This window comes from Pseudoalteromonas sp. SG41-2 (genome assembly GCF_014164535.1).
GTDB lineage: Bacteria > Pseudomonadota > Gammaproteobacteria > Enterobacterales > Alteromonadaceae > Pseudoalteromonas > Pseudoalteromonas rhizosphaerae.
Genome location: NZ_JACJFK010000041.1, coordinates 1 through 23,622, shown reverse-complemented (window position 1 = coordinate 23,622; position 23,622 = coordinate 1). Strand labels below are relative to the sequence as shown.

Below are 23,622 nucleotides of genomic sequence, written 5' to 3'. Positions count from 1 at the left end.
GTTCTAGGTTATAGGTTCCAGGTTCTAGGTTCTAGGTTCTAGGTTCTAGGTTCTTCAAAAATTTATAAACAACTATCTGTGTGTCAAACTATTCTTAGAACCTAGGGCCTATTTCTTCCTAGTACCTTGTCACTTTTGTATGTGACTTAGGCTAAATAAACTCATTAACGCAGCTAAAGCGAACTACACACAGCAGACGTTCACCTAAGTAGTTTAGTCTAAGATAAGGCGGACACTCGACTTATCCCTATGAGCATACGCTCTTGTATGTGATTAGGGTCAGTAACTAAGTGCCAAACTACACATCTGCAAGTGTAGGAGCGCTAGCAAGGCAGTGAGTTTATTTATGCCAAGGAGCATACGTATTTTGTATGTGACTTAGGCTAAATAAACTCATTAACGCAGCTAAAGCGAACTACACGCAGCAGACGTTCACCTAAGTAGTTTAGTCTAAGATAAGGCGGACACTCGACTTATCCCTATGAGCATACGTATTTGTATGTGATTAGGGTCAGTCGAGTGGACAACGCAGTATTAGATTAAAATACGACGGTGATTACATTTGCTCCATGACTTCGATGCCTAAAAGATCTAGGCCCGTTTTCAGCGTATCCGCTACCAAATTACACAGCACTAAACGGCTATCGCGTACACTTGGCTCTACGCCTTCTTTAAGTACTGGGCAAGCTTCGTAGAAGGTCATGTATAGGCTGGCAAGCTCGTATAGGTAACTACATAATACGTGCGGTGTTGCCTCACTGATCATTTGATCAAGTACTTCTTCTAATTGCAGTAGTTTAAGTGCAAGGGTTTTTTCTTGCGGTTCAACAATAGCGACATCTGCGTTTAAGCTTGCTGCGTCTTCGCCTGATTTACGGAAAATACTGCGTACACGAGTATAAGCATATTGTAAGTAAGGTGCTGTTGCCCCTTCAAAGCTAAGCATACTGTCCCAGTTGAAAATGTAATCACTGGTTCGGTGCTTAGAAAGGTCTGCATATTTAACTGCGCCAATACCTACTTTACGGGCAATTTCACTGCGCTCTTCATCAGTTAAGTCAGACTCACGTTCAGCAAGCTTAGCAGCAGCTCGAGTGATTGACTCTTCAAGTAAATCAGCAAGTTTTACCGTGCCACCTGTACGCGTTTTAAATGGTTTGCCGTCTTCACCCATCATGGTGCCAAATGGGCAAAATTCGTAGCTAGTTTCATCGCGTAGTAAACCGGCTTTACGTGCAGTAAGCTCTACTTGATTGAAGTGTAGGCTTTGACGCGCATCAACAAAAATTAAAATGCGGGCTGCGCCTAACTTGTTTGAACGGTAATCACAGGCGGCTAAATCGGTGGTTGCGTATAAGAAACCGCCACCTGATTTTTGCACGATAAACACTGATGGCTCACCATCTTTATTTGCCAGCTCATCTAAAAATACCACCTGTGCGCCTTGTGACTCAACAGCAATATTCTTATCTTGTAATAACTTAATGATATTGTTCAGTTCACTGTTATAAGCACTTTCAGCCATGATGTCGTCTGGTGTAAGCGTTACATTTAAGCGTTTATATACTTCTTCAGAATGCTTTACCGAGGTTGCGATAAACAACTTCCATAGTTTTTCACAATGCGCGTCGCCACCTTGTAGTTTTACTACGTAATCACGCGCTTTATCTGCAAAACCTTGTTCATCATCAAAACGCTTTTTAGCATCGCGGTAGAAGGTTTCTAGATCAGCAAGTGCCACAGAATCTAAATCAACACCTTGGCTGATTTGATCTTCCAGATGCGCAATCAGCATACCAAATTGCGTGCCCCAATCGCCCATGTGGTTTTGACGAATAACTGTATCGCCACGAAACTCCAGTGCGCGTACTACTGCATCGCCAATGATCGTTGAACGTAAATGCCCAACGTGCATTTCTTTAGCAAGATTAGGTGATGAGTAATCAACCACTACTTTTTGCGGTTGTGCATGCTCAGCAACAGCCAGCTTTGCATCTTGGTTTGCCGCTTTTAAGCTTTGCGCTAAAAACTCAGGTTTTAGGTGAATATTGATAAAACCAGGGCCGGCAATTTCTGTTTTGTCTGCGATATCACTTACATCTAAGTGATCAATAATTTGTTGTGCAAGCTCTCGCGGGTTGCTTTTCATTTTTTTAGCAGCGCCCATTGCACCATTAATTTGGTAGTCACCAAATTGTGGGCGGGTACTCTGTGTTACCGCAGGGTTAGTATCTGCAGGTAAGCCAGCGGCAGTCATGGCTGCGATGGCTCTTTCAATTAGTAGGGTACGAATATTCATGTAATTTATTACCTTTACCAGCCCGCGTTAGCGGGCTTTAAATTAAAATTTGAGTCTAATTTTCACGCGTGTGGTTAAATGTCACTTCTGGATAGCGCTCAATTGATAAGTTAAGATTTACACGACTCGGCGCTATGTAAGTTAAGTTATCGCCGCCATCAAGCGCTAAGTTGCTTTCGCATTTACGTTTAAAATCTTCAAACTTTTTAACGTCAGTCGAACTTACCCAACGTGCGGTATTTACATTTACGCTTTCGTATAAAGCATCTACGTTATATTCTGCTTTCAAACGCGCTACAACCACATCAAACTGCAATATACCAACCGCGCCTACAATTAAGTCGTTATTAATAAGCGGTCTAAATACTTGTACTGCACCTTCTTCAGATAGCTGCACCAAGCCTTTTAATAATTGCTTTTGTTTAAGTGGATCACGCAGACGAATGCGGCGGAATAATTCCGGCGCAAAGTTTGGAATACCAGTAAATTTAAGCTTTTCACCTTGTGTGAAGGTATCACCTATCTGGATCGTACCGTGGTTATGTAAACCAATAATATCACCTGCAAAAGCATCACCTGCACGCTCACGATCACCCGCCATAAAGGTTACCGCATCAGAAATACTGACTTGTTTACCTATACGCACATGGTTCATTTTCATGCCTTGGCTGTATTTACCCGACACAATACGCATAAACGCAATACGGTCACGGTGCTTAGGGTCCATATTCGCTTGAATTTTAAATACGAAACCAGTGAAGTTCTCTTCTGTTGCAACAACAGTACGGTCTTCTGTTTCACGCGGTAATGGCGTTGGTGCCCACTCAGTTAGGCCATCAAGCACATGATCAACACCAAAGTTACCAAGCGCAGTACCAAAGTACACTGGTGATAACTCACCCGCTAAAAATAGCTCTAAATCAAATTCGTGCGATGCACCAATAACAAGTTCTAACTCTTCACGCAGTTGCCCAGCAAGCTCATCGCCAATCGCTGCATCAAGCTCAGGATTATCAAGCCCTTTAATGCTGCGTACTTCTTGAATAGTATGACCTTGGCCGGTTTTGTATAACAAGGTCTCGCCGCGGTGAATATGATAAACACCTTTAAACTCTTTACCACAGCCAATTGGCCATGTGATCGGTGCACAAGCTATATTTAGCTCTGTTTCAACTTCGTCTAACAACTCCATCGGATCACGAATATCGCGGTCACATTTATTCATAAATGTGACAATTGGCGTGGTACGTAAGCGCGTTACTTCCATTAATTTACGAGTACGATCTTCAACACCTTTAGCCGCATCGATCACCATCAAACATGAATCGACCGCAGTTAAGGTACGATAAGTATCTTCAGAGAAATCTTCATGTCCTGGGGTATCAAGTAGGTTTACTAGCGCTTTATTATATGGGAATTGCATAACAGAGGTCGTGACCGAGATACCACGCTCTTTTTCCATTTCCATCCAGTCAGACTTGGCATGTTGATTAGAGCCACGGCCTTTAACGGTACCCGCTTTTTGAATAGCTTGTCCGAACAACAGTACTTTTTCGGTGATGGTAGTTTTACCAGCATCCGGATGCGAGATGATCGCGAACGTGCGTCGCGTATTGATTTCGTTTAATAAATTAGACATGTAAGCCGCTTTAAGTCATAACAAGGCGCAACCAAAAACAAACCTAAGCACAGGTCTTCGCTACGCACTGTAAATATAAAATAGAATTAGTCACATTATACCTTGTTTGTCTTAGCCAAAAAAGCAACGATTGCAAGTAATTAGCCGATAACTTGGTTTAAAATCAGCTCAACCCGTTTGCTGCAGCGAACGCACTAAACTTGTGTAATTTTACGCTAACGCATACTATTGATAGATTGCATGGAGGATATTTTGTTTGGGTATGAGAACAAGTAAGTTAAGTATAAGATTATTATGGTATATCACGCCTTTGGTGATTTTACCGTTATTGTTTTTAGGTGGCTTTACTCTCACCAACGTTACCAGCTCCACACAAAAACAAGCCGAGCTCATTGTTAGCCGTTTTGTTGAACAGCAACAACAAAAAATGTTCAATTACATCGATTCATTCCACTCCACTACAAAGTTACTCTCGGCCTCCCCTGTACTAAGTGACTTTTTAGCAGATGACTTACGCGATAACGGCAATTATACCCGTCGTCTAGGCGCACTAATGGATGTATTTGCAAGCTATTCAGAAGCTTATCCCGATATTGTTAGCGTAAATTTAGTCTCTCCGGATGGTCAAAGCGACGCCTATTACTCCAGTAATTTAAATACCGCACCAACCAGCTATCCATTTTTCTCACAAGTTTTACAAAGTAACTTACGCCAACAACAGTTTATGGTGCAAAAACAAGATGGCACTACCAGCTTGTATTTTATTCAACGTATTTACAGTGCTGATTACTACCTTAAACGTCCGCAACAATTAGGGTTTATTGTGTTGCATGTTGAGCCATCGATTTTAAATACCAGCATTTTAGAAGCGCCCTATAACAATACCTTAAATTTATTACTGACCAGCAATGGCAAAATATTATTTAGCTCAGACTACAATAAGCGCGGTCAATATATTAGCGAATATGAGCTGCAACAAATTCACGACTTAGCCGATCTAGGTAAGCTCTCAACCATAGAGTTATCGAGTATTGATAAGGTTGAACGGATGATTTACGCCATCCAAATGAGCGGCGGTTATTATTATGTATCGACCATCCCCAAAGCCTTGCTTTATCAATCCGGCAAAGCGATCAGTTTGATCACCGCCTTGATCGTGATTATTTCAGTGATCACCCTGCCGATGCTGATTTTTATTGTGGTACGTAATTTACTACTTAACCCAATTGAGTTACTAGGGGCAGCCAGCCATCGAGTAGGTGACGGCGATTTGTCGGTATATTTGCCTGCCCATAATAATGATGAGGTGGGGGTATTATTTAATGATTTTAATCACATGGTGAACCAAATTCGTCATTATCAAGACGAACTTGAAGAATATAAACATCACTTAGAAGATAAAGTCGAAAGCCGTACCAAGGCACTTGAAACCATGAATAGTCAACTCGAGGTGGCCATTGCCCAAGCGGAACAAGCGAACCAATTAAAAAGCCGCTTTTTAGCCAATATGAGTCATGAAATACGTACACCACTAACCGCCATCATGGGCTTTACTGAGCAGCTATTACACAGCCAAAATACAACCGGCGACGCTTGGCACCTAAATACTATATTACGTAACTCTAAACACTTACTTGAACTCATCAATAATATTTTAGACTTGTCGAAAATCGAAGCCGAAAAATTAGCTGTTGAAAAAGAACCGCTAGATATTGTGCAGTTAGTTCATGATATTGATTCGATTATTCGTCCTTTATCACAAGAGAAAAAACTTAACTGCAATATCAATTTTCACTTACCATTACCGCGTATAATTAATAGTGATAGCACTCGTTTAAAGCAAATTCTCATTAATATTGCCAGCAATGCAGTGAAGTTTACCGAGCAAGGTTTAATTGAATTAGATATTACCTATAACAGTGATTTACAACTCATAGAATTTGCCATTAAAGATAGCGGTATTGGCATGTCAGAGCGAGAAGTTGAACGGGTATTCAAACCTTTTGAACAAGCTGATACAACAACAACACGACGCTTTGGCGGCACTGGCTTAGGCTTATGTATTTCTAAAAATTTAGCACAATTGCTCGGTGGTGATGTTTATGTAACAAGCACGCCAGGCCAAGGAAGCTGTTTCTGCGTGCAAATTGCCTGTAACTTACCTGCAGATAAACAACAAACAGTGCCAATGCTGACTGAGTTAAGCCAATTAACTCCCGCTAAGGACTTACAGCTTTCATTCGCAGAAAATAGCTTTGATGCCAATATATTAGTCGCCGAGGATAACCCTGACAACCAAGTACTAATCAAGTTATTACTGCAAACATGGGGGCTTGAGCCTGATATAGCCAATAATGGTGCAGAAGCTGTTGAAATGGCGCTGGTGAATGACTATCAATTAATCATTATGGACATGCAAATGCCGGTAATGGGCGGCTTAGAAGCCACGCAAATGCTCCGCCATGCAGCCTACGATGGGCCGATCATTGCACTTACCGCGAATGTTATGAAAGATGACGTAAACACCTATTTGCAAGCCGGTTGCGACGAAGCACTGGCTAAGCCTATCGATAAAGATGCCTTAGAAAGTGTGCTTGTTAGCTATTTAAATATTGAAAAAGACAGCCAGAATAAATGGGATAGCTTGCTAAACAGCGAAAAATTTCAACAGATCAACGACAACTATCGCTTAAAACTGCCAGGTTATTTAACCGACGTTACGCAGCTATACAATAATGGTGAGTGGGAGCAGCTCAGAGCACTGGCCCATAGTTTAAAAGGCAGTGCTGGTTGTTTTGGTTTTAGTAATATTCACCATGCGGCGGCCACACTTGAAGATAATTTACGTGGCCGTGATCACAACCGCCGTGATTATTTAGCACTGAGCTTAATTGAAGCGATAAAATATACCTTGCAACAAGAACAGTCATTAACCAAAAAGTAATGTCATTCCCATTAAGATAGCATCTTCATGGCCATTTTTTGATGGGTCACTACTTGGGTAGTAATTTTTACGTACCGACATTTCACTAAAGCCTGCCTGCTCATATAAGGCGATGGCACGAGTATTGGTTTCACGTACTTCTAAAAATAAGTTTTCAGCGTGGTGTTTTTCGCCGTATTCAATAAACGCTGCAAGCAATTGTTTGGCAATCCCCTGCCCCTGAAAATCAGGTGCCACGCAGATATCCATTAAAGTAAAATCAGGCCCTGCTTTTTCACCGATATAAAAACCAATAATTTGCTGCTCATTAAACGCAGCTAAATTAAAGTAACGTCCAGCGAGACATGATTGCATAGTGTTTACTGTCCACGGATGAGTGTGACACGCGTTCTCAACACGCATCAGCGCATCAATGGATAATTCAGTAACAGATTCAAAGGTTATCAAGGTGTGTGCTCATCAGCGCCCATAGCGCGCGTTTATTATCAGCATTAAGCTGCTGGGTTGGTAAGCTCAATTGACCATCATGCCATGCAAGCTTATCGCTTTGCACTACTTGGCTAATTTTTAATGGCGCAATAGCGCGATTTAAATCAGCCAATAGCGTAGTACTTAGCTCTATATTTACCTGCGGCGCTGCACTTGGTGCATCAGAACGTTGTTCAGCGACTGACTGTAATCGGAAATGCTGATTTAGTTCGAGGTTTTCTATACCAAATATAGCTGCGTATCGTGGATGCATAAAAACTCAGTAGACTTAAACACTGGAACAATATAAGAAGTAATCAAGGCTATGTAAAGAAGAAGTGGCAGGGGCGGAGAGACTCGAACTCCCAACCATCGGTTTTGGAGACCGCTGTTCTACCAATTGGAACTACGCCCCTGCAATGACGACGAATTATAGAGAAGTTTCGCTAAAGGTAAAGAAAAAAATCACTCTTTTAGTTTAACTGCTTTTTAAATAAACAAAACGGCGAATTAGTCAACTAATTCGCCGTTTTTATAATTACTTACCTAAACTAGGATAAGCCTTCATATATATCCATGTTCAGCATTTTTTACTTTTTGCTACTCGCAGACGTTTTAGTTCAGCTTTGGCCCAGACTGAGGATTCGGCCATATCACAACGAAGCCCATGCTTCTTTTCAGTAATAAGCGCGGTTAAGTTCAATTCTATTCACTTTTTATACTCAACTTGTTGTCCACTTTTAAAGCGTATCAAAACATGAGCGACCAGCTACATATCAAGTCATAGTAAGTGGTGCAGACTCTTGTTGTTAAAACACATAACTCGCTTTTGCCCCAAAGTTATTTAACGCTCGTCGATATGAAAATATCCTTACTATTTTGTTCTTATTGTTTTTTTAAACGAAACTTTGTTGTTTATGCATGTACATAAAACCTTTCAGGTTGCTTAATAGCATCGGCAGTACGATCAATGCGAAGGCAATGTTAGATAAAGGGACGGCTAACCAAACACCATCGATACCTAGGTATTTCGGCAAGATGAATAGGAAAGGAAACTGTATCAACATATTGCCGACGGAAACAAACAGGGCTTGTCCGCTTTTACCAACGGCGACGAAGTAGATGGACGCCATGAATAAGAAGCCATCTAAAAACAATGCCATTAAGTGTAAACGAATACCGTTTTTGCTTGCTTCAAGTAATGCATCATTGCCTGTGGTAAAGATGCTGATAAAGATTTCCGGAAAAATGTTAAACAGTATTACCAAAGCTATACCGGACCCAACGGTAACAGAAAAAGCCAGTTTTACGGTTTCGCTAATGCGTTTGTATTGCTTGGCGCCTAAGTAGTAACTCACTGGTGGCTGCAAGCCGCTGACTAAGCCTTCAGCGAAGAAGTAATAACAGCTCACTAAGTAGCCAACAATCGCGAATGCGGCTAACTGCGTGGTGTCTCCGTAGGCCATAAATTGCATGTTATGGAACGCCATGACGAAGCTGAAGTAGATAAACATCACTAAGTTTGACGACCCTAATTGCACGATACGAATGGCGATGGTCTTATCAAGTTGTTTAACCGATAGCTTGGTTTTAGCTTTTGACGACGTAAAGTAACGTAAACACAATATACAAGTGGTTAATTGAGCAATTAAGGTAGCAATAGCTGCACCTTTTAATCCCATATCAAGATGGCCTAAGAAAACATAGTCCAAGACAATATTGGTCAAGGCACCTACAATGATGAATACCGTCGCAAGGTTTGGGCTATCGTCATTTCTAACCAACATCGGCATGGCACTAGCACCAATCGAAATAAGCGCCCCAAACGACATGATCTGCACATAACCCCAACTCATCTCTAAGGTGACGCCGGTCGCGCCTTGAATATTGAGCAGGCTCTGACCAAAAACGATAAACACAACTGTGGCCAATAAGCCGATCAAAATAATCAAGAAAAGCGCGGTGATGAGTGTTGCTTGAGTGGCTACGAGGTTATTCTCGCCACGATATTTAGATAATACGCTGCCGCCTCCCATACCAACAAGCAAACCAAAACCCATGATTAAACCAAGCAATGGAATTGCCATGTTGATACCTGCTAGTCCGTTTGCACCAACATAGTGACCAACGAAGAAACCATCAATGATCTGATATAAACCACTGACTAACATAGCGACGATGGAAGGAATGGCAAAACGCCAAAACGTGCCTGCGACGGATTGTGACGGTTGAACTTGTGGGGCAGCTTGCATCTTAAATATCCAGAAGGTAATAATGCGGGCATAATATATTTAATTGAGATATAAGAAAGTCAGTTACCATCCGCTTAAAGGATGGATTAAAAAGCTTAACTAGCCGCTAAATGGCCGTTTAGGAGATAGGAATGAATTGGACATTGGATCAATTACTGGCTTTTGTTACCGCCGCTGAGCAGGGTTCTTTTTCTGCAGCAGCAAGGCAATTACAAAAGGCACAATCACGAATTAGTAGCGCCATAGCCAATTTAGAATTGGATTTAGGGTTTGAGTTATTTGATCGCAGCTCTAAATACCCCGTATTAACGCCTCTGGGGAAAGAGATGCTTCCCGAAGCGCGAGCCGTGCTTAACCAATGCCTTCGATTAGATTCAAGAGCACTTACAGCTGCGAACAAAGAGCCCATTTCGTTACGAATCGCCCTGGATGAAGCCTTACCACTGGAAACCATTCATTCTATTTTTTCTCAAGTAGGCGATTTGTTTCCTAACACTCATTTGGTTATTACCAATGGCTCACAAGACGACATTGCCAATGCCATTGCTAATCAAAAGGCCGACATTGGTTTTATGATTAGCAACAGTGCTTTGCCACCCAAGTTAACCTTACAGTCTCTGGGGTATTTTAGAAAAATCCTGATTGTCGGTAACAAGCACGTTCTCGCTAAAGAAGATGTATTGACCCTTGCGCAACTTCAACAATATCGTCAGTTCGTACTCTGCAACCGCTCAGGAGAAAACCGCGAAAATGCCCTAAGCCCAGATCATTGGGATTTAGACAGTTATTATTTGATTTGTGAATTGGTAACGCAGAATCAAGGCTGGGCCATCGTGCCTGAGCATATCGCCAAGGCGCATTGGTTTTTTGAACAAATAAAAATAGCTCAAGCCGACTTCTTAACGGATCAATTAATTGAAATAGGCATAGTAAAACGACTCGATAGCCCAAGCAATAAATTAACAGATTGGATTACTGAGCAAATGCGCCACTTAATGAACAATCACGCTATATAAAATCTTCCTGCGCAATCGAAAGGCTCTGCTCTTATATTTTGACTTATAGAACAAAGTGTCACAGCATTTTTTCAGTGATGTTCCGAACAAAAAAGTCCGCAATTACGCGGACTTAATTAAGATTTAATGCCTGTTAGTGCCAGACGTTTCAGGCCTAAAAATTATTCCCACTCAATAGTCGCAGGTGGTTTTCCTGAAATATCGTAAACAACGCGTGAGATACCGTCGATTTCATTAATGATGCGGTTTGAAACCAGACCTAAGAACTCATACGGTAAATGTGACCAACGTGCAGTCATAAAGTCGATAGTTTCTACACAACGAAGTGAAACAACCCAGTCGTACTTACGTGCATCACCCATAACCCCTACCGACTTAACCGGTAAGAATACAGTAAACGCTTGGCTTACTTTATGGTAAAGCTCTGCTTTGTGAAGCTCTTCAATGAAGATAGCGTCAGCACGGCGTAATAAGTCACAGTACTCTTTTTTGATTTCGCCAAGTACACGCACACCTAGACCAGGCCCAGGGAACGGGTGACGATAAAGCATGTCGTACGGTAAACCGAGCTCTAAACCAATTTTACGTACTTCATCTTTAAATAATTCACGCAGTGGCTCAACTAAGCCCATTTCCATGTCATCTGGTAAGCCGCCCACATTATGGTGAGACTTGATCACATGCGCTTTACCAGTTGCAGACGCTGCTGACTCGATAACATCTGGGTAGATAGTACCTTGACCTAACCATTTTGCATTTTTAAGCTTTTTAGATTCGCTATCAAATACCTTAATAAATGTATGACCAATGGCTTTACGCTTGTCTTCTGGGTCTGATTTACCAGCAAGATCCGCTAAGAATAATTCTTCGGCATCCACTTTGATAATGTTTAGGCCAAACTTATTGCCAAACATATCCATTACTTGCTGACCTTCGTTTAAACGCAGTAAACCGTTATCAACAAATACACAGGTTAAACGGTCGCCAATCGCGCGGTGAATAAGCATAGCCACCACTGATGAATCAACACCACCAGATAAACCTAAGATTACTTCGTCATCACCCACTGTATCTTTAATGCGCTCTATGGCGTCATCAATGATTTTTGCTGCTGTCCACAGCTTTTCACAACCACAAATATCAATCGCAAAGCGTTCTAGCAAACGTTGGCCTTGATGAGTGTGGGTTACTTCTGGGTGGAATTGTACGCCGTAAAAACGCTTTTCTTCGTTAGACATTGCCGCATGTGGGCAAGTAGATGTTTTAGCTGTGGTTTTGAAAGTATCTGGAATTTCCATTACTTTATCACCATGGCTCATCCACACGTCTAAAATACCTTCACCGCCATCGGTAATGCTGTCTTCAATGGCATCAAATAATGCACAGTTACCGACTTTTTCAACTTGCGCGTAACCAAACTCTTTCTTATCAGAGCTATGAACGCTACCGCCAAGCTGAGTAGCCATTGTTTGCATACCGTAACAAATACCAAGTACAGGTACGCCTGCATTGAATACATACTCAGGGGCACGCGGGCTGTTTTCTAAGGTTGTTGACTCAGGGCCACCAGATAGAATGATACCTTGTGGATTGAACTCACGGATCTGCTCTTCCGTTACGTCCCATGCCCACAGTTCACAGTAAACACCAATTTCTCGCACACGGCGGGCGATCAATTGCGTGTATTGCGAACCAAAGTCTAAAATAAGAATTCGTGAATCGTGAATGTCTTTGCTCATTGAGGGTCTCGTTAGTCAAGAACTAGCACTCAGGTTACCTGAATGACTATAATAAATAAGGGCTAGCGAAGCTAGCCCAGTAATTTTAATAGATTTGAAGCTATTAACCTAAGCGGTAGTTAGGTGCTTCTTTGGTGATTTGCACATCATGAACATGTGACTCACCCATACCTGCTGAAGTAACACGTACAAACTGAGGTTTAGTGTTTAATTCTTCAATCGTTGCACAACCGGTTAAACCCATTGCGCTGCGCAGGCCGCCAACTTGTTGGTGAATGATTGTCGCGATTGGACCTTTATAAGCCACACGACCTTCAATACCTTCTGGCACAAGCTTGTCTGCTTGATTTGATTTTTGGAAATAGCGATCTGATGAACCTTCTTTTTGGTTCATCGCACCAAGCGAGCCCATACCACGGTATGACTTGTAGTAACGGCCTTGGTAAAGCTCGACTTCACCAGGCGCTTCTTCAGTACCCGCTAGCATTGAGCCAACCATCACACATGATGCACCAGCAACAAGTGCTTTTACAATATCACCTGAGAAACGAATACCACCATCAGCAATCACTGGAATGTCACGACCTTTTAGGCCATCAACAGCATCAGAGATAGCTGTGATTTGTGGTACACCACAACCAGTAACAATACGCGTAGTACAGATTGAACCTGGGCCAATTCCTACTTTAACTGCATCAACACCGGCGTCGGCAAGCGCAATCGCACCTTCAGCTGTTGCCACATTGCCTGCTACAATTTGTAGTTCAGGGTAAGTTTGACGAGTTTGTGCAACACGGTCGATAACACCTTGAGAATGACCATGTGAGGTATCAATTAGTAATACATCAACGCCCGCTTCGACTAATGCAGCAATACGCTCATCAGTACCTGGGCCTACACCAACAGCAGCACCTACACGTAAACGACCTTGTTCATCTTTACATGCATGTGGTTTGTCTTGTGCTTTTTGATAATCTTTTACTGTGATCATGCCTTTTAATTTAAACGCATCATCAACAACAAGGATTTTTTCGATACGGTGTTCGTGCATTAATCCTAAGATTTCATCACGCGCAGCACCTTCTTTTACAGTGACTAACTTTTCTTTTTTAGTCATCACTGTTGAAACCGGTTGCTCAAGCTTGGTTTCGAAACGCATATCGCGGCTGGTAACAATACCAACAAGGCCGTTTTCAGCGTCCGTTACCGGAAAACCTGAAAAGCCTTTTTCTTCAGCAAGTACAATTGCATCTGCAATGGTTAAATCCGCTGTCACAGTAACAGGGAAAGAAACAATACCCGCTTCATACGTTTTAACTTTACGTACGTTTTTGGCTTGTTCTTCAATTGTCATGTTTTTGTGGATAAAACCTAAACCGCCCTCTTGCGCTAGCGCAATCGCTAAGCGTGCTTCGGTAACAGTATCCATAGATGCTGAAACTAGCGGCAAGTTAAGTTTGATACCACGCGTTAAGCGAGTTGAAATGTTTGCCGTGTGTGGCAAAACAGTAGAATGACCTGGTACTAAAAGTACGTCATCAAAGGTAAGAGCTTCTTTAGCAATTCTAAGCATTTTGGCAACTTCTCACATGTGGATCTTGTTTAAGGAATTGCGGCCAAATTTTATCAGCGTTGTGGGCACGAGTAAATAAGATTTCACAATTATTTATGATAAAATACCCCCATCATCGCTTTTTAGAGTCGCTTTATGGCCGTAACATCCCAGCAGCAAACGATTTATACCGTTTCTAGGTTAAATAGAGAAATAAGAACCGTACTCGAACAAGGATTCGCATCGTTAAATTTAACCGGCGAAATATCAAATTTCATTACACCAGCCTCTGGTCATTGGTATTTCACGCTCAAAGATGATCGCGCTCAAGTAAAAGCGGCGATGTGGCGAGGCAACAATCGAGGCCAACGCTATCGCCCTGAAAATGGCGCACAAGTGACAGTTCGAGCCCGAGTATCGCTGTATGAACCGCGTGGTGACTATCAGCTGATTGTTGAACACATGGAAGCTGCTGGCGAAGGGCAACTAAAGCAACAGTTTGATGAATTAAAAATGCGCTTAGCCGCCGAAGGTTTATTTAGCTCCGCCCATAAACAACCATTGCCTGGGGTTGTGCATCGTGTTGGTGTTATTACATCAGCCACAGGGGCGGCTATCAAAGATATTTTAACGGTACTTAAGCGTCGAGCGCCACAACTTGAAGTCGTGATCTACCCTGCTATGGTGCAAGGTAAAGACGCGCACCTACAATTAATTGATAAAATCAATATTGCTAATGCCCGCAATGAAGTTGATGTAATTATTTTAGGCCGCGGTGGTGGATCACTAGAAGATTTATGGTGCTTTAACCATGAGCTACTGGCACGCGCTATTTTTGCCAGTAACCTACCAATTATCAGTGCTGTCGGTCATGAAATTGATACCACCATTAGCGATTATGTTGCCGATGTGCGCGCCGCAACGCCAAGCGCGGCTGCAGAGCTTGTTAGCCCCAATAGCAGCGAACTTTATAATCAAATCCAACAACAATTAAATCGCTTAGCCAATGCGTTTAAACATCAGTTATCTGCAAAGCAAAGCGTTGCAACAGCACTTGAGCACCGTTTAACATTATGTCACCCGCGTAATCAGTTAAATCAACAAGCGCAACGTTTAGATGAATTGACAGTAGCATTACAGCAGGCGATACAACATCGGCTCTATCAATATGAGCGCCGCTTAAATAATCTAACGCCGCGACTAATGCAGCGCTCACCAGATCGCAAAATTACTCAGGCAAGTCATCAATTACAGCAACTGCAAGGGCGTTTAACACAAACCATGCAGCAACAATTACACAGTGCCCAAAATACCCTCGCAATGCAGGCTAGCCGATTAGAATCTGTAAGTCCGCTCAATGTACTCGCTCGTGGTTATAGCATCACTAAAAATGAGCAAGGGCAAGTGATTAAGTCTATTAAGCAAGTAACTCAAGGTGATTTAATTGTAACCGAGCTTGCTGATGGCGTAATTCAAGCTCGTGTCAGCTGAGGCTCGTTATTCTGACTCAGTACTTAATAATAATGAAAAATCGCGATCGCTTGATTTTGAAGTACTGACTTTAAATTGCTGCCAAAAGTCTTGTTGTACCAACTTATCGTTGAGTTCGCGCCATTGGGTATGATCAAAATCATCTACATCCTTTGGCGCTGCAAGTTCAAATTTACATACCGAACTTTTACACTGCGCACTAACCAATTCAGGGGTGATGCCAAGATCAGCAATCTGTAAAAAGTCTTTCATGGCAGTCTCGGTACGATAAGCCCACTCTTCATTGCGACTTTGCTCAGTAAACTTGTCTAGCAAAGCTTGTTCAAAATCGGACGGTGCTTGCAATTGTTGTTCGTAAGCTTTTACTAATTTTTGCTGTTGCAGTAACTCACGCTTGAGCTGTTGCACTTGTTGCTCAAGCGGTTGCTCTTCTGCCATTTGCTGTTGTGGTGCAATGGCCATTTTTTTGCTATCAATCGCTTGTGCAAAATTTGCTGCTTGATTAGCAACAGCTGTTTCAACGTCCGTCGCCATTATATCGCGTTGCTGCTCAACCTCGTGTGTTAGCAGTGTATGAACAGGTGTTGTCTTGCTTGAGGCCAACTGAAAGTAACCCCAAGTTAAAACCACGCCAGCAGCAAACGCCAGCACACGAGAAAACAAACCATTATTACTCATTTATAATTCCATTTATGGTTAATTTTGATTTATAACATTGCGCTGGTGTGCGATTCGTTTTCAGCTTCAACTTCTAAAAAGTTTTGATTCATGCTTTGCGCTGGACAGGGGCAATTTGGTTTACCAACAATTTTAGCTGGTACGCCTACAACCGTGGTGTGTGGTGGTACGGCGCTCAGTACCACTGAGCCTGCGCCAATTCGGGCGCCCTCGCCGACCTCAATATTGCCGAGCACTTTAGCCCCAGCACCAATTAAAACACCGGCGCGAATTTTCGGATGACGATCGCCTTTTTCATTACCAGTACCACCTAGAGTAACTGATTGTAAAATAGAGACGTTATCTTCAATAACAGCTGTTTCACCAATCACTATACCAGTTGCATGGTCAAACATAATACCATGGCCGACTTTACAAGCAGGATGGATATCAACGCCAAATACTTCTGAGGTACGGCTTTGAATAAAGCGAGCGAGCTCTTTACGGTTTTGTAACCATAAGCAATGGGCGAGTCGATGTGCTTGAATTGCATGGAAACCTTTTAAATTTAATATCACAGTTAAATATGTATCGGCAGCGGGATCACGATCTTTAACGGCTTTTATATCATGGGCGACATGAGTAAGCATTCGATCACATTCAACAAAAGCCTGATCAAATAACTCCCGGATAGTAAATGCAGATACCACTGCGTCTGCCAGCTTATTAGCAACAATAAAGCTCAACGCAGACCCTAAGCACTCATGATTTAAAATGCATGAATACACATGACTTGCTAACAGAGGTTCACGGGTAACGACTTCATTTGCTTCGGTGCGGAGCTGTTGCCAAATTTCATGACGCATAGGACGGCCTTAGATTAATACGAAGATAAGCTTTTATGCAGTTTAACGGATTTCAAGTCAGATGTGTTAACGCTGCGGTTATTTGTTCTAGTTATTAGATATAACTAAATTTCAAAATCATTCTTTAATAATCTCATTATAGTTTTACATAATGAGTTACGACAGTAGATAAAATTAACGTGTAGCCATAAAAAATATAAAACTTTAAAATTCAATAACTAAACATCAATGACAGTTATACTGTCATATGACAAAATAACAACTGGCGTAAAGCTGACGGCGTAAAAAATAATAATAAACGCTAAATTAGCATCATCAACTTAATAAGGAATACGATGATGAACAATGACATACTCAATACAAAGAAACTAGGCTATAAATTTTACTTTCAAGATGGCGACGATCAAATAGCCTGCTTTGGCAGTTACTTCACCGGTAAGGAAGAAGTCTATATTAATGATGAGCTAGTTAGTGAAAAGCGAAGTATTAATGTCACAAGTAAACACCAATTTGAACTATCAGGTAATACTTTTAATGTTAAGTTTGAAATGCACAATATTTTAACTGGTAGGCTTGAGTGCTCACTGTTTAAAAATAAAAAGTTAGTTAAAAGCTTAGAGCAAACAACTTTATTTAGTAACCCTAAAAAATCAGCTCTTTTTATTGCTGGGTGTTTTGTTGTTGGTTTTACTGTTGGGTATATTATTTCAACATTAGCTTTGGGGAAATAATCATGCAATTAAACCCCAAAACTATAAAAGCATTAAGGCAAAAGCTTGATTGGACTCAACAACAGCTTGCAGATGCCTGTGACGTAAGTTTACGAACTATTCAACGGGTAAAAAAAGAAGGCGCAGCGTCTAAAGAAACCACCATGGCCTTGTGTGCAGTGTTAGAAGTACGTCAAGGTGAGTTAATAAAACTTGAGGAAAATACAGTTTCAGTTGCTCAGACACATACTTTAAATACGCAAAGTATCACAACAATTTTAGCGCTGTCGTCCATTGCCAGCTTTGCGCTTGGCATGATCACCGTGTTTTTAATTATGAAATAAGGAGATTTAAACTATGTCAAAGGAATCGCGAGGACACATCACCTTAGTGCTTATCGTCAGTGCAATTATACTTTTTGGATTAGGTGTAAAAATTGGCGCAATGTTATAAAAATGCCCCAAATTTGGGGCATCTAAATTAAGCTTCTTAGTTATTTAAATGCTCGTTATTCAAACACCTTATCTACAGCAAGTACTTCAATATTTTTCGCTGGTATTGCCAGTTTGTAATTAGCGATTACTTTATCCTCAGCAACTAATTCAGCTGGTTTCTCTGCATTATATACCATAGGGGATGTTTGCTCTGACGCTAGGCGCTTTTGCATATCTTTTCCGTCGCCGGTGATAAACACATACTGAATATCATCCGTTTGTAAGTTCTCTTTTATGACACGATTTACATCAGCTACTGTCAGTTTTTCAAGCTTGCTCGTTACATACTTTACGAAAGTATCGGTGTTGTAAAACTCACTATCTAGCGCATACCCTAATTGACGGTTTTGGCTTGCTACCATTTGCGGCACAAAGTTAATTAAGAAGTTACGCGTTGCGTCAAAGTCTTTTTCTGTCATGCCATTTTTGATTAGCTTATCAAGTTCAAATAAAGCGGTACGCGTTGCAAAATGAGCGTCATTGTTCGAGCGCAGCGGGCGAAGCCATACTTGAAATATTTGCTCAGAGCGGCCTAAGTTTGCATCAGGCTTAGTCTGGAACATACCTCGTGGGAAATACTCAATATACGCGTAATCGCCGTAGTTCATACCGCGGGTTTGACGAATGCGCTCATAAAGATATGAGTTTGAACTGCGGTGCTCACCAAAGTATGAGCGAACTAACCACAGTGCCGTCCAGTCTTCACCGCTACGAATGGTATCAATTGGGAAGCCAAACGATACCGCAGTCGATTGCGCTGATTTTTCTACAATTGTAGCGTGATGACCTTTTAGCGCTGGTGCATCAGGAATCGATAAACGACTTTGCTGACCTTTAGGCAAAGCACTTAAATCGCTAAACATGGTTGCTTTAAGTGATTCAGGTACTGCGCCAATTAAACCGACAGTTAGTTTAGCTTGAGTAAATTCTTTCGCATAAAACGCTTTCACGTCATCAAGTGTTAATGCTTCTAAATCAGATAGATCACCGTAGTTATAGCTCTCATATGGGTGACCTTGATACAGCTTATGATAAAGCACTTCTTTACCTAGCTCTTCGTCATTTGAGGCTTTTAGGCCAGATTTTATGCCGTCGATGAGCTCTTTCTTAAGGCGTTTAAAGTCATCTTCTCTAAAGCCAGGATTTAGTAACTGCTCACTAACCAGTGCATACCATTGTGCAGCGTTATCTTTATGGACACGCCCTTGTAGCGAAATCATTTCTTTATCTATCTGATAACCAAAGCTACCTGCCAATGGATAAAGTGCCTGTTTAATGTCGTTGTAGCTCTTCGCCTGTGAACCACCTTGAGCAAGCATGGCCGCAGTGAGTGCAGCTACGCCTTTTTGACCTTTAGGATCAGCCGCAGCACCGGTATGGAATAACCAGTTAATATCAATCAATGGCGAACTATTGGTTTTATCTAGCACTTTAAAATGACGCTGTTGCACTGTGTGCTTGCTAGCAACAAGGCTATTTAAATCCACTTCTTGCTCAAAGTCTGCCACTTTGTCAAGCGCTGACATAGTCACGGTAGTACGGCTACTATCGACAAAGTATTTATTAGCAATATCTTGAATATCTTGTGCGCTGATGCTGTCAGCCGTTGCATATAATTGATTGACGACTTCTGGGTCGCGTTCAAAATGCATATAACTGGCAAGAGTTGAACCTATAGCTTGTGAGGAGTCTAGGCCGTTAATAAAGCTGTATTTAAGATTGGATTTTAAATCAGCTAACTTTTGGCTATCAACCAACTCAGTGCGAGCTTTTGCGTAGGTGCTATTAATTGCATCACGAGCAACCGCTAAATCAGCCTCATTTTCAACTTTCACAAAAACATGTAATAAGCCGGGATCTTTGGTATCAGGGTTATAGCTAAACATTTGGCTAGCAATTTGTTTATCAACCACTAACTCTTGGTAAAGCTCTGAGTTGGTTGAAAAATAAAGCTGTGACAGTAAATCAAGCGCGGCTCTGTCTTTTTGCTTTGGCTGCCAGGCTGTGCCTTTATACGATACTAATAACCAATGCCCTGGTAAGCCTTCGTTTTGTTCATGTATATATTTCGCCGCTTGCTGTTTTGGTTCGGTTGGTATATCAGCAACGAAATTGCCTTTTTGCCATTGGCCCCAGTGTTTTTTAACCATAGCCATAGTTTCAGCTGGATCAACATCGCCTACAATCACTAATGACACATATTCAGGTTTATAAAACTTAGCAAAAAACTCTTTACCGTATGCCATTTGATCCGGCATGGCTTCAATATCTGCAAAAAAGCCCATGGTGGTATGTTTATAAGTATGTTTTTCGAATGCTTCATTACGTACTGCAGAAAGTAACTTACGAACCGGGCTGGCATTATTTTTAAGGTATTCGCCTTTAACTGTTAATGCTTCGGTACGAAATTGCTCTTCTGAATAAGTCAGGTTTTGAAAAATATCCGCTTCAATTTCAAGTACTTTATCAAGATGTTGCTTTGAAAAGTTTAAGTGATAGTTAGTGTAATCATTGGTTGTATAAGCGCGATTATCAACCCCTGAATTTTTTAGAATATCAGAATACACATCTTGCGGATATTTTTCAGAGCCTTTAAACATCATATGTTCAAAAAAGTGTGCAAAACCGGTTTTACCTGCTTCGACTTCATTACGAGAACCGACAGAGACTGGAATTTGTAGTGATACCACATCAGGGTAATCAGTTTTCACCACCATAACGCGTAAACCGTTATCAAGCTCTTCTAATAAATAATCTTGTGAGAACACCCGATCATTACTACTGGCAACCGTTGACTGCTCAATCTCAACCTCTTTGACCATGTTTGAGCCGCTGTTACTTGCACAACCGCCCAGTGCAAGCGTTACCGCAAGGCTCGTTGCTAATAATTTAAATTTCATTGCTATCCCTTGTTAGTTGAATAAATTTCTTGTTTTTAGTCATCCGATTATGCAACAAAGCAAGTCAATATAAGACCCCTGAGGCAATAAATTATGTAAACAGTTGTGTAACACAGAACTCTTCATTCAGAGCAACATGAATAAAACTCATCTTCGTTGAAAAAGTTTCACTAAAAAAAATCTATCTAGACGTCTAAATGGCTGCTATATTATTTGCCATAGATACTAACTTAGCTGGAATGAGGATTATGGCTTTATCACTACAAGAGAAAATTGAAGACACCAATCAGGGTGTGTACTTAATTGGTACCACCCCACCACGTATTGGTACTGATAAAGCGCAGCTTGAAATTATCGCCCAAAAGCTCTTAGCTCGTTTGCATGAAATTGAATACGATGGCGTGATTATTTATGACATTCAAGATGAAAGTAGTCGCACTGAGATGCCTCGCCCTTTTCCGTTCAAGCAAACGGTTGATCCTCGAGAATACAGTAACTTACTACGTAATTTATCGCATCAAGAAGTGATCACTTATAAAAGTGTTGCACAGCGCGGTGTGGCCGAATTTAAACAGTGGTTAAGCGAAACTAAAAACCAGTTTAATTTAAAAAACCTAGTATTAGTCGGTAGTCCATCATCTGACGGGGATATTAAATTAAGCCTGCCTGATGCTTATAAAGTCTTAAGCGAACAGCCTCAAGACTTCTTTTTAGGAGGCGTTACCATTGCCGAGCGCCACGCAAGTAAACGTAATGAACATGAACGCTTACTTGAAAAAACCACGCAAGGCTGTAAATTTTTTATCTCACAAGCTGTGTATAACGCGCAAGCAACTGTGGATTTGATCACCAGTTATGCGCGCAGCTGTAAAGCTCAAGGTATCGAACCTAAACGTATTATTCTAACCTTTACGCCCTGCGGCAGTGAAAAAACCTTAGAGTTTATGCAATGGTTAGGAATTTCCGTACCTGATGCAACTAAATGGCGGATGCTTGATTCGCAAAACCCACTGAGTGAATCTGTACGTATTTGCCGTGAAAACTTAGATTTAATACTAAGAAGTTGCGCGCATTTAGACGTGCCACTGGGGTTAAATATTGAAAGTTTAACCAACCGTAAAGAAGAAATTGATGCATCAATTAATCTTTACCGCTTATTAAAAGCGACAATGGAATTAAATCTTGCTGAAAAACAGATTGCTTAGGTTCGAGCTTCGAGCTTCGAGCAATAATGATAAGCGCCATAGAATAAGCCAGTTCAAATGATTAGCTTCGTTTATTTGAACACGTTTATTTGAATAAGTTCTATCTTGATCTGTCAGATTTGAACTGTAGGACTCAATCAAATCTGACTGTCAGCAACGAGCCTGTAGAATAACTCGTTTTAAATTTATTTTGAGTGATGGTTTAACCATGCCAATACTAAGCGCTAAGTTTCCCTCATTTACTTCTCATTCCCTTCTCTTTGTGCAAAAAAGTTTAGTAAATTATTCACAAAGAGGTTGAGAGGCGCTGCGCTTTAGAGGAATACAGATTCTAGGCCCGACTCGCCATAGCATTTGGTATCACCAGCCGCAAAAGTAGACGCTTGAAGGTGAACCAACCACTGCACTTCCTGTTAATAAAAAGCGCATGATGGTGTGTGTGGGGGCTGGAGGTTAGAGACCTCCGGCTACCCGATTATGTTTACTTTTCTTCTTTGCTCTCGACTACAGATGAAATCAGTTTCCTTAATTCACTTTCATCTCCCTCCGATGCTTTATTTACGGCAGAGTAAAATTCTTGTTGGTCAGGATTAAAGTCAATGTGAGCATCGAAAAGAAAAGATAATTGCTCGTTCAATAACCTCCTACCTAATCTACCATTACCATCCTCAAATGGATGGATAATCATAAAGTACGTTTGGAATCGAGACGCTAAATCAATTTTTGATTTATCACTAAGTCGATTTTTCTTTTTCACCCATCTATTCCACATGCGACACGTTCTCTCCAACGCGACTGATATTTCTTTTTTATAGAGTGGCTTTGAACCTTTTATATACTTACTTATTTGGCTAATTTCTGGAATAACTGTACCTATGAAATCATTCTCAATCTGAGCCTGAGGCATCAAGATTTCAACATCAGACTCTCGATATACACCAGATTTAAAAGCCTCTTTTTGAAATATGACTTCATGAGCATAACAAATTTTTTTACTTGAAACTTTACCTTTAGAATCTAGAATATTTGCGATTGCTAATTGATCATTTAAATCGATAAATGCTTTATCAAACTCATCAAAGAAAACAGATGGTTTATTTTCAATGTATTTCGTATAAATGAACTTAATTAGAGGGATTGCTATCGAGGTGACAACTATACTTCCAATCATAATCTTGTATTTTAATTCGATAACTTAACTCCGAATATTGATTGTAAACATAAGGCTTTGCTAAGCGGTGAACGAGTGAATCCGTTTAAGCAACTTGTGTACGCCCGACATGGGCATTGACTTATGAGGTGAAAGTCCTCTGTAGGAAGATCACCGTTTAAATAACATACTGTTATTAAACGATAACTACTAGCGAATGGCAAGGGCTAAATCGCGAGA

General features: G+C 41.1%; 17 protein-coding genes and 1 tRNA gene. 6 read left to right on the top strand and 12 right to left on the bottom strand.

The features are described 5' to 3' along the window. Positions 1-556: 556 nt before the first annotated feature. Both argS and prfC read right to left on the bottom strand, forming a co-directional pair. On the bottom strand, positions 557-2,299 hold the full coding sequence (gene argS / locus H5186_RS21145) for an arginine--tRNA ligase (protein WP_182794911.1): 1,743 nt from the start codon (positions 2,297-2,299) through the stop codon (positions 557-559). A gap of 55 nt (positions 2,300-2,354) precedes the next feature. Next, positions 2,355-3,938: a peptide chain release factor 3 gene (gene prfC, locus H5186_RS21140; protein ID WP_145235504.1), complete on the bottom strand. Its 1,584-nt coding sequence runs from the start codon at positions 3,936-3,938 to the stop codon at positions 2,355-2,357. 262 nt (positions 3,939-4,200) lie between these two features. Here prfC and H5186_RS21135 point away from each other — a divergent pair, with 262 nt between their 5' ends. Then, positions 4,201-6,882 carry a hybrid sensor histidine kinase/response regulator gene (locus H5186_RS21135; protein ID WP_182717137.1) on the top strand — a complete coding sequence of 894 codons (2,682 nt, stop codon included), beginning with the start codon at positions 4,201-4,203 and terminating at the stop codon, positions 6,880-6,882. On the opposite strand, the gene rimI is transcribed toward H5186_RS21135, so the two are convergent. The 4 genes from rimI to H5186_RS21115 form a co-directional block, all read right to left on the bottom strand. After that, the gene (gene rimI / locus H5186_RS21130) at positions 6,868-7,329 is read right to left on the bottom strand and encodes a ribosomal protein S18-alanine N-acetyltransferase (RefSeq protein WP_182717138.1); all 462 of its coding nucleotides are present in this window, start codon (positions 7,327-7,329) and stop codon (positions 6,868-6,870) included. The genes H5186_RS21135 and rimI overlap by 15 nt on opposite strands. Then, positions 7,316-7,624 (bottom strand): hypothetical protein, encoded by a 309-nt coding sequence (locus tag H5186_RS21125; protein ID WP_182739808.1) that lies wholly within the window; start codon positions 7,622-7,624, stop codon positions 7,316-7,318. Before H5186_RS21125 ends, rimI begins: the two co-directional genes overlap by 14 nt. A gap of 65 nt (positions 7,625-7,689) precedes the next feature. Further along, positions 7,690-7,766 (bottom strand) — tRNA-Trp (locus tag H5186_RS21120). Positions 7,767-8,246: 480 nt separating this feature from the next. After that, on the bottom strand, positions 8,247-9,602 hold the full coding sequence (locus H5186_RS21115) for an MATE family efflux transporter (protein WP_182794910.1): 1,356 nt from the start codon (positions 9,600-9,602) through the stop codon (positions 8,247-8,249). A gap of 131 nt (positions 9,603-9,733) precedes the next feature. On the opposite strand from H5186_RS21115, the gene H5186_RS21110 reads away from it, so the two are divergent. Then, the gene (locus tag H5186_RS21110; protein WP_182739810.1) at positions 9,734-10,618 is read left to right on the top strand and encodes a LysR family transcriptional regulator; all 885 of its coding nucleotides are present in this window, start codon (positions 9,734-9,736) and stop codon (positions 10,616-10,618) included. 161 nt (positions 10,619-10,779) lie between these two features. Here the strand turns inward: H5186_RS21110 and guaA are convergent, their stop codons facing one another. Together guaA and guaB are read right to left on the bottom strand one after the other, a co-directional pair. Further along, a complete protein-coding gene (gene guaA, locus H5186_RS21105) occupies positions 10,780-12,357 on the bottom strand; it encodes a glutamine-hydrolyzing GMP synthase (RefSeq protein WP_145235498.1) in 1,578 nt (525 codons plus the stop codon). 103 nt (positions 12,358-12,460) lie between these two features. Further along, positions 12,461-13,930, bottom strand: coding sequence for an IMP dehydrogenase (gene guaB / locus H5186_RS21100; RefSeq protein ID WP_149982073.1), 1,470 nt, complete (start codon positions 13,928-13,930; stop codon positions 12,461-12,463). 135 nt (positions 13,931-14,065) lie between these two features. Between guaB and xseA the strand changes: the two genes are divergently transcribed. Continuing rightward, on the top strand, positions 14,066-15,400 hold the full coding sequence (gene xseA / locus H5186_RS21095; protein ID WP_182717141.1) for an exodeoxyribonuclease VII large subunit: 1,335 nt from the start codon (positions 14,066-14,068) through the stop codon (positions 15,398-15,400). A gap of 6 nt (positions 15,401-15,406) precedes the next feature. On the opposite strand, the gene H5186_RS21090 is transcribed toward xseA, so the two are convergent. Together H5186_RS21090 and cysE are read right to left on the bottom strand one after the other, a co-directional pair. After that, entirely contained in the window at positions 15,407-16,078 is a 672-nt protein-coding gene (locus H5186_RS21090; protein ID WP_182794909.1) for a hypothetical protein, read from the bottom strand. A 29-nt stretch (positions 16,079-16,107) separates the two neighbouring features. Then, positions 16,108-16,923, bottom strand: a complete 816-nt coding sequence (gene cysE / locus H5186_RS21085) for a serine O-acetyltransferase (protein WP_149982076.1) — start codon at positions 16,921-16,923, stop codon at positions 16,108-16,110. 338 nt (positions 16,924-17,261) lie between these two features. Between cysE and H5186_RS21080 the strand changes: the two genes are divergently transcribed. Both H5186_RS21080 and H5186_RS21075 read left to right on the top strand, forming a co-directional pair. Further along, a complete protein-coding gene (locus H5186_RS21080) occupies positions 17,262-17,654 on the top strand; it encodes a hypothetical protein (protein ID WP_182717228.1) in 393 nt (130 codons plus the stop codon). Between the two features lie 2 nt (positions 17,655-17,656). Further along, positions 17,657-17,977 carry a helix-turn-helix domain-containing protein gene (locus H5186_RS21075; protein ID WP_182717143.1) on the top strand — a complete coding sequence of 107 codons (321 nt, stop codon included), beginning with the start codon at positions 17,657-17,659 and terminating at the stop codon, positions 17,975-17,977. Positions 17,978-18,141: 164 nt separating this feature from the next. Here H5186_RS21075 and H5186_RS21070 read toward each other — a convergent pair whose 3' ends face one another. Continuing rightward, on the bottom strand, positions 18,142-21,027 hold the full coding sequence (locus H5186_RS21070) for a pitrilysin family protein (RefSeq protein ID WP_182794908.1): 2,886 nt from the start codon (positions 21,025-21,027) through the stop codon (positions 18,142-18,144). Between the two features lie 248 nt (positions 21,028-21,275). Between H5186_RS21070 and H5186_RS21065 the strand changes: the two genes are divergently transcribed. Beyond that, entirely contained in the window at positions 21,276-22,232 is a 957-nt protein-coding gene (locus H5186_RS21065) for a methylenetetrahydrofolate reductase (protein ID WP_145235486.1), read from the top strand. 481 nt (positions 22,233-22,713) lie between these two features. Here H5186_RS21065 and H5186_RS21060 read toward each other — a convergent pair whose 3' ends face one another. Then, complete coding sequence (locus tag H5186_RS21060; protein ID WP_182794907.1) at positions 22,714-23,403, bottom strand: Fic family protein; 690 nt, start codon at positions 23,401-23,403, stop codon at positions 22,714-22,716. Positions 23,404-23,622: the final 219 nt, after the last annotated feature.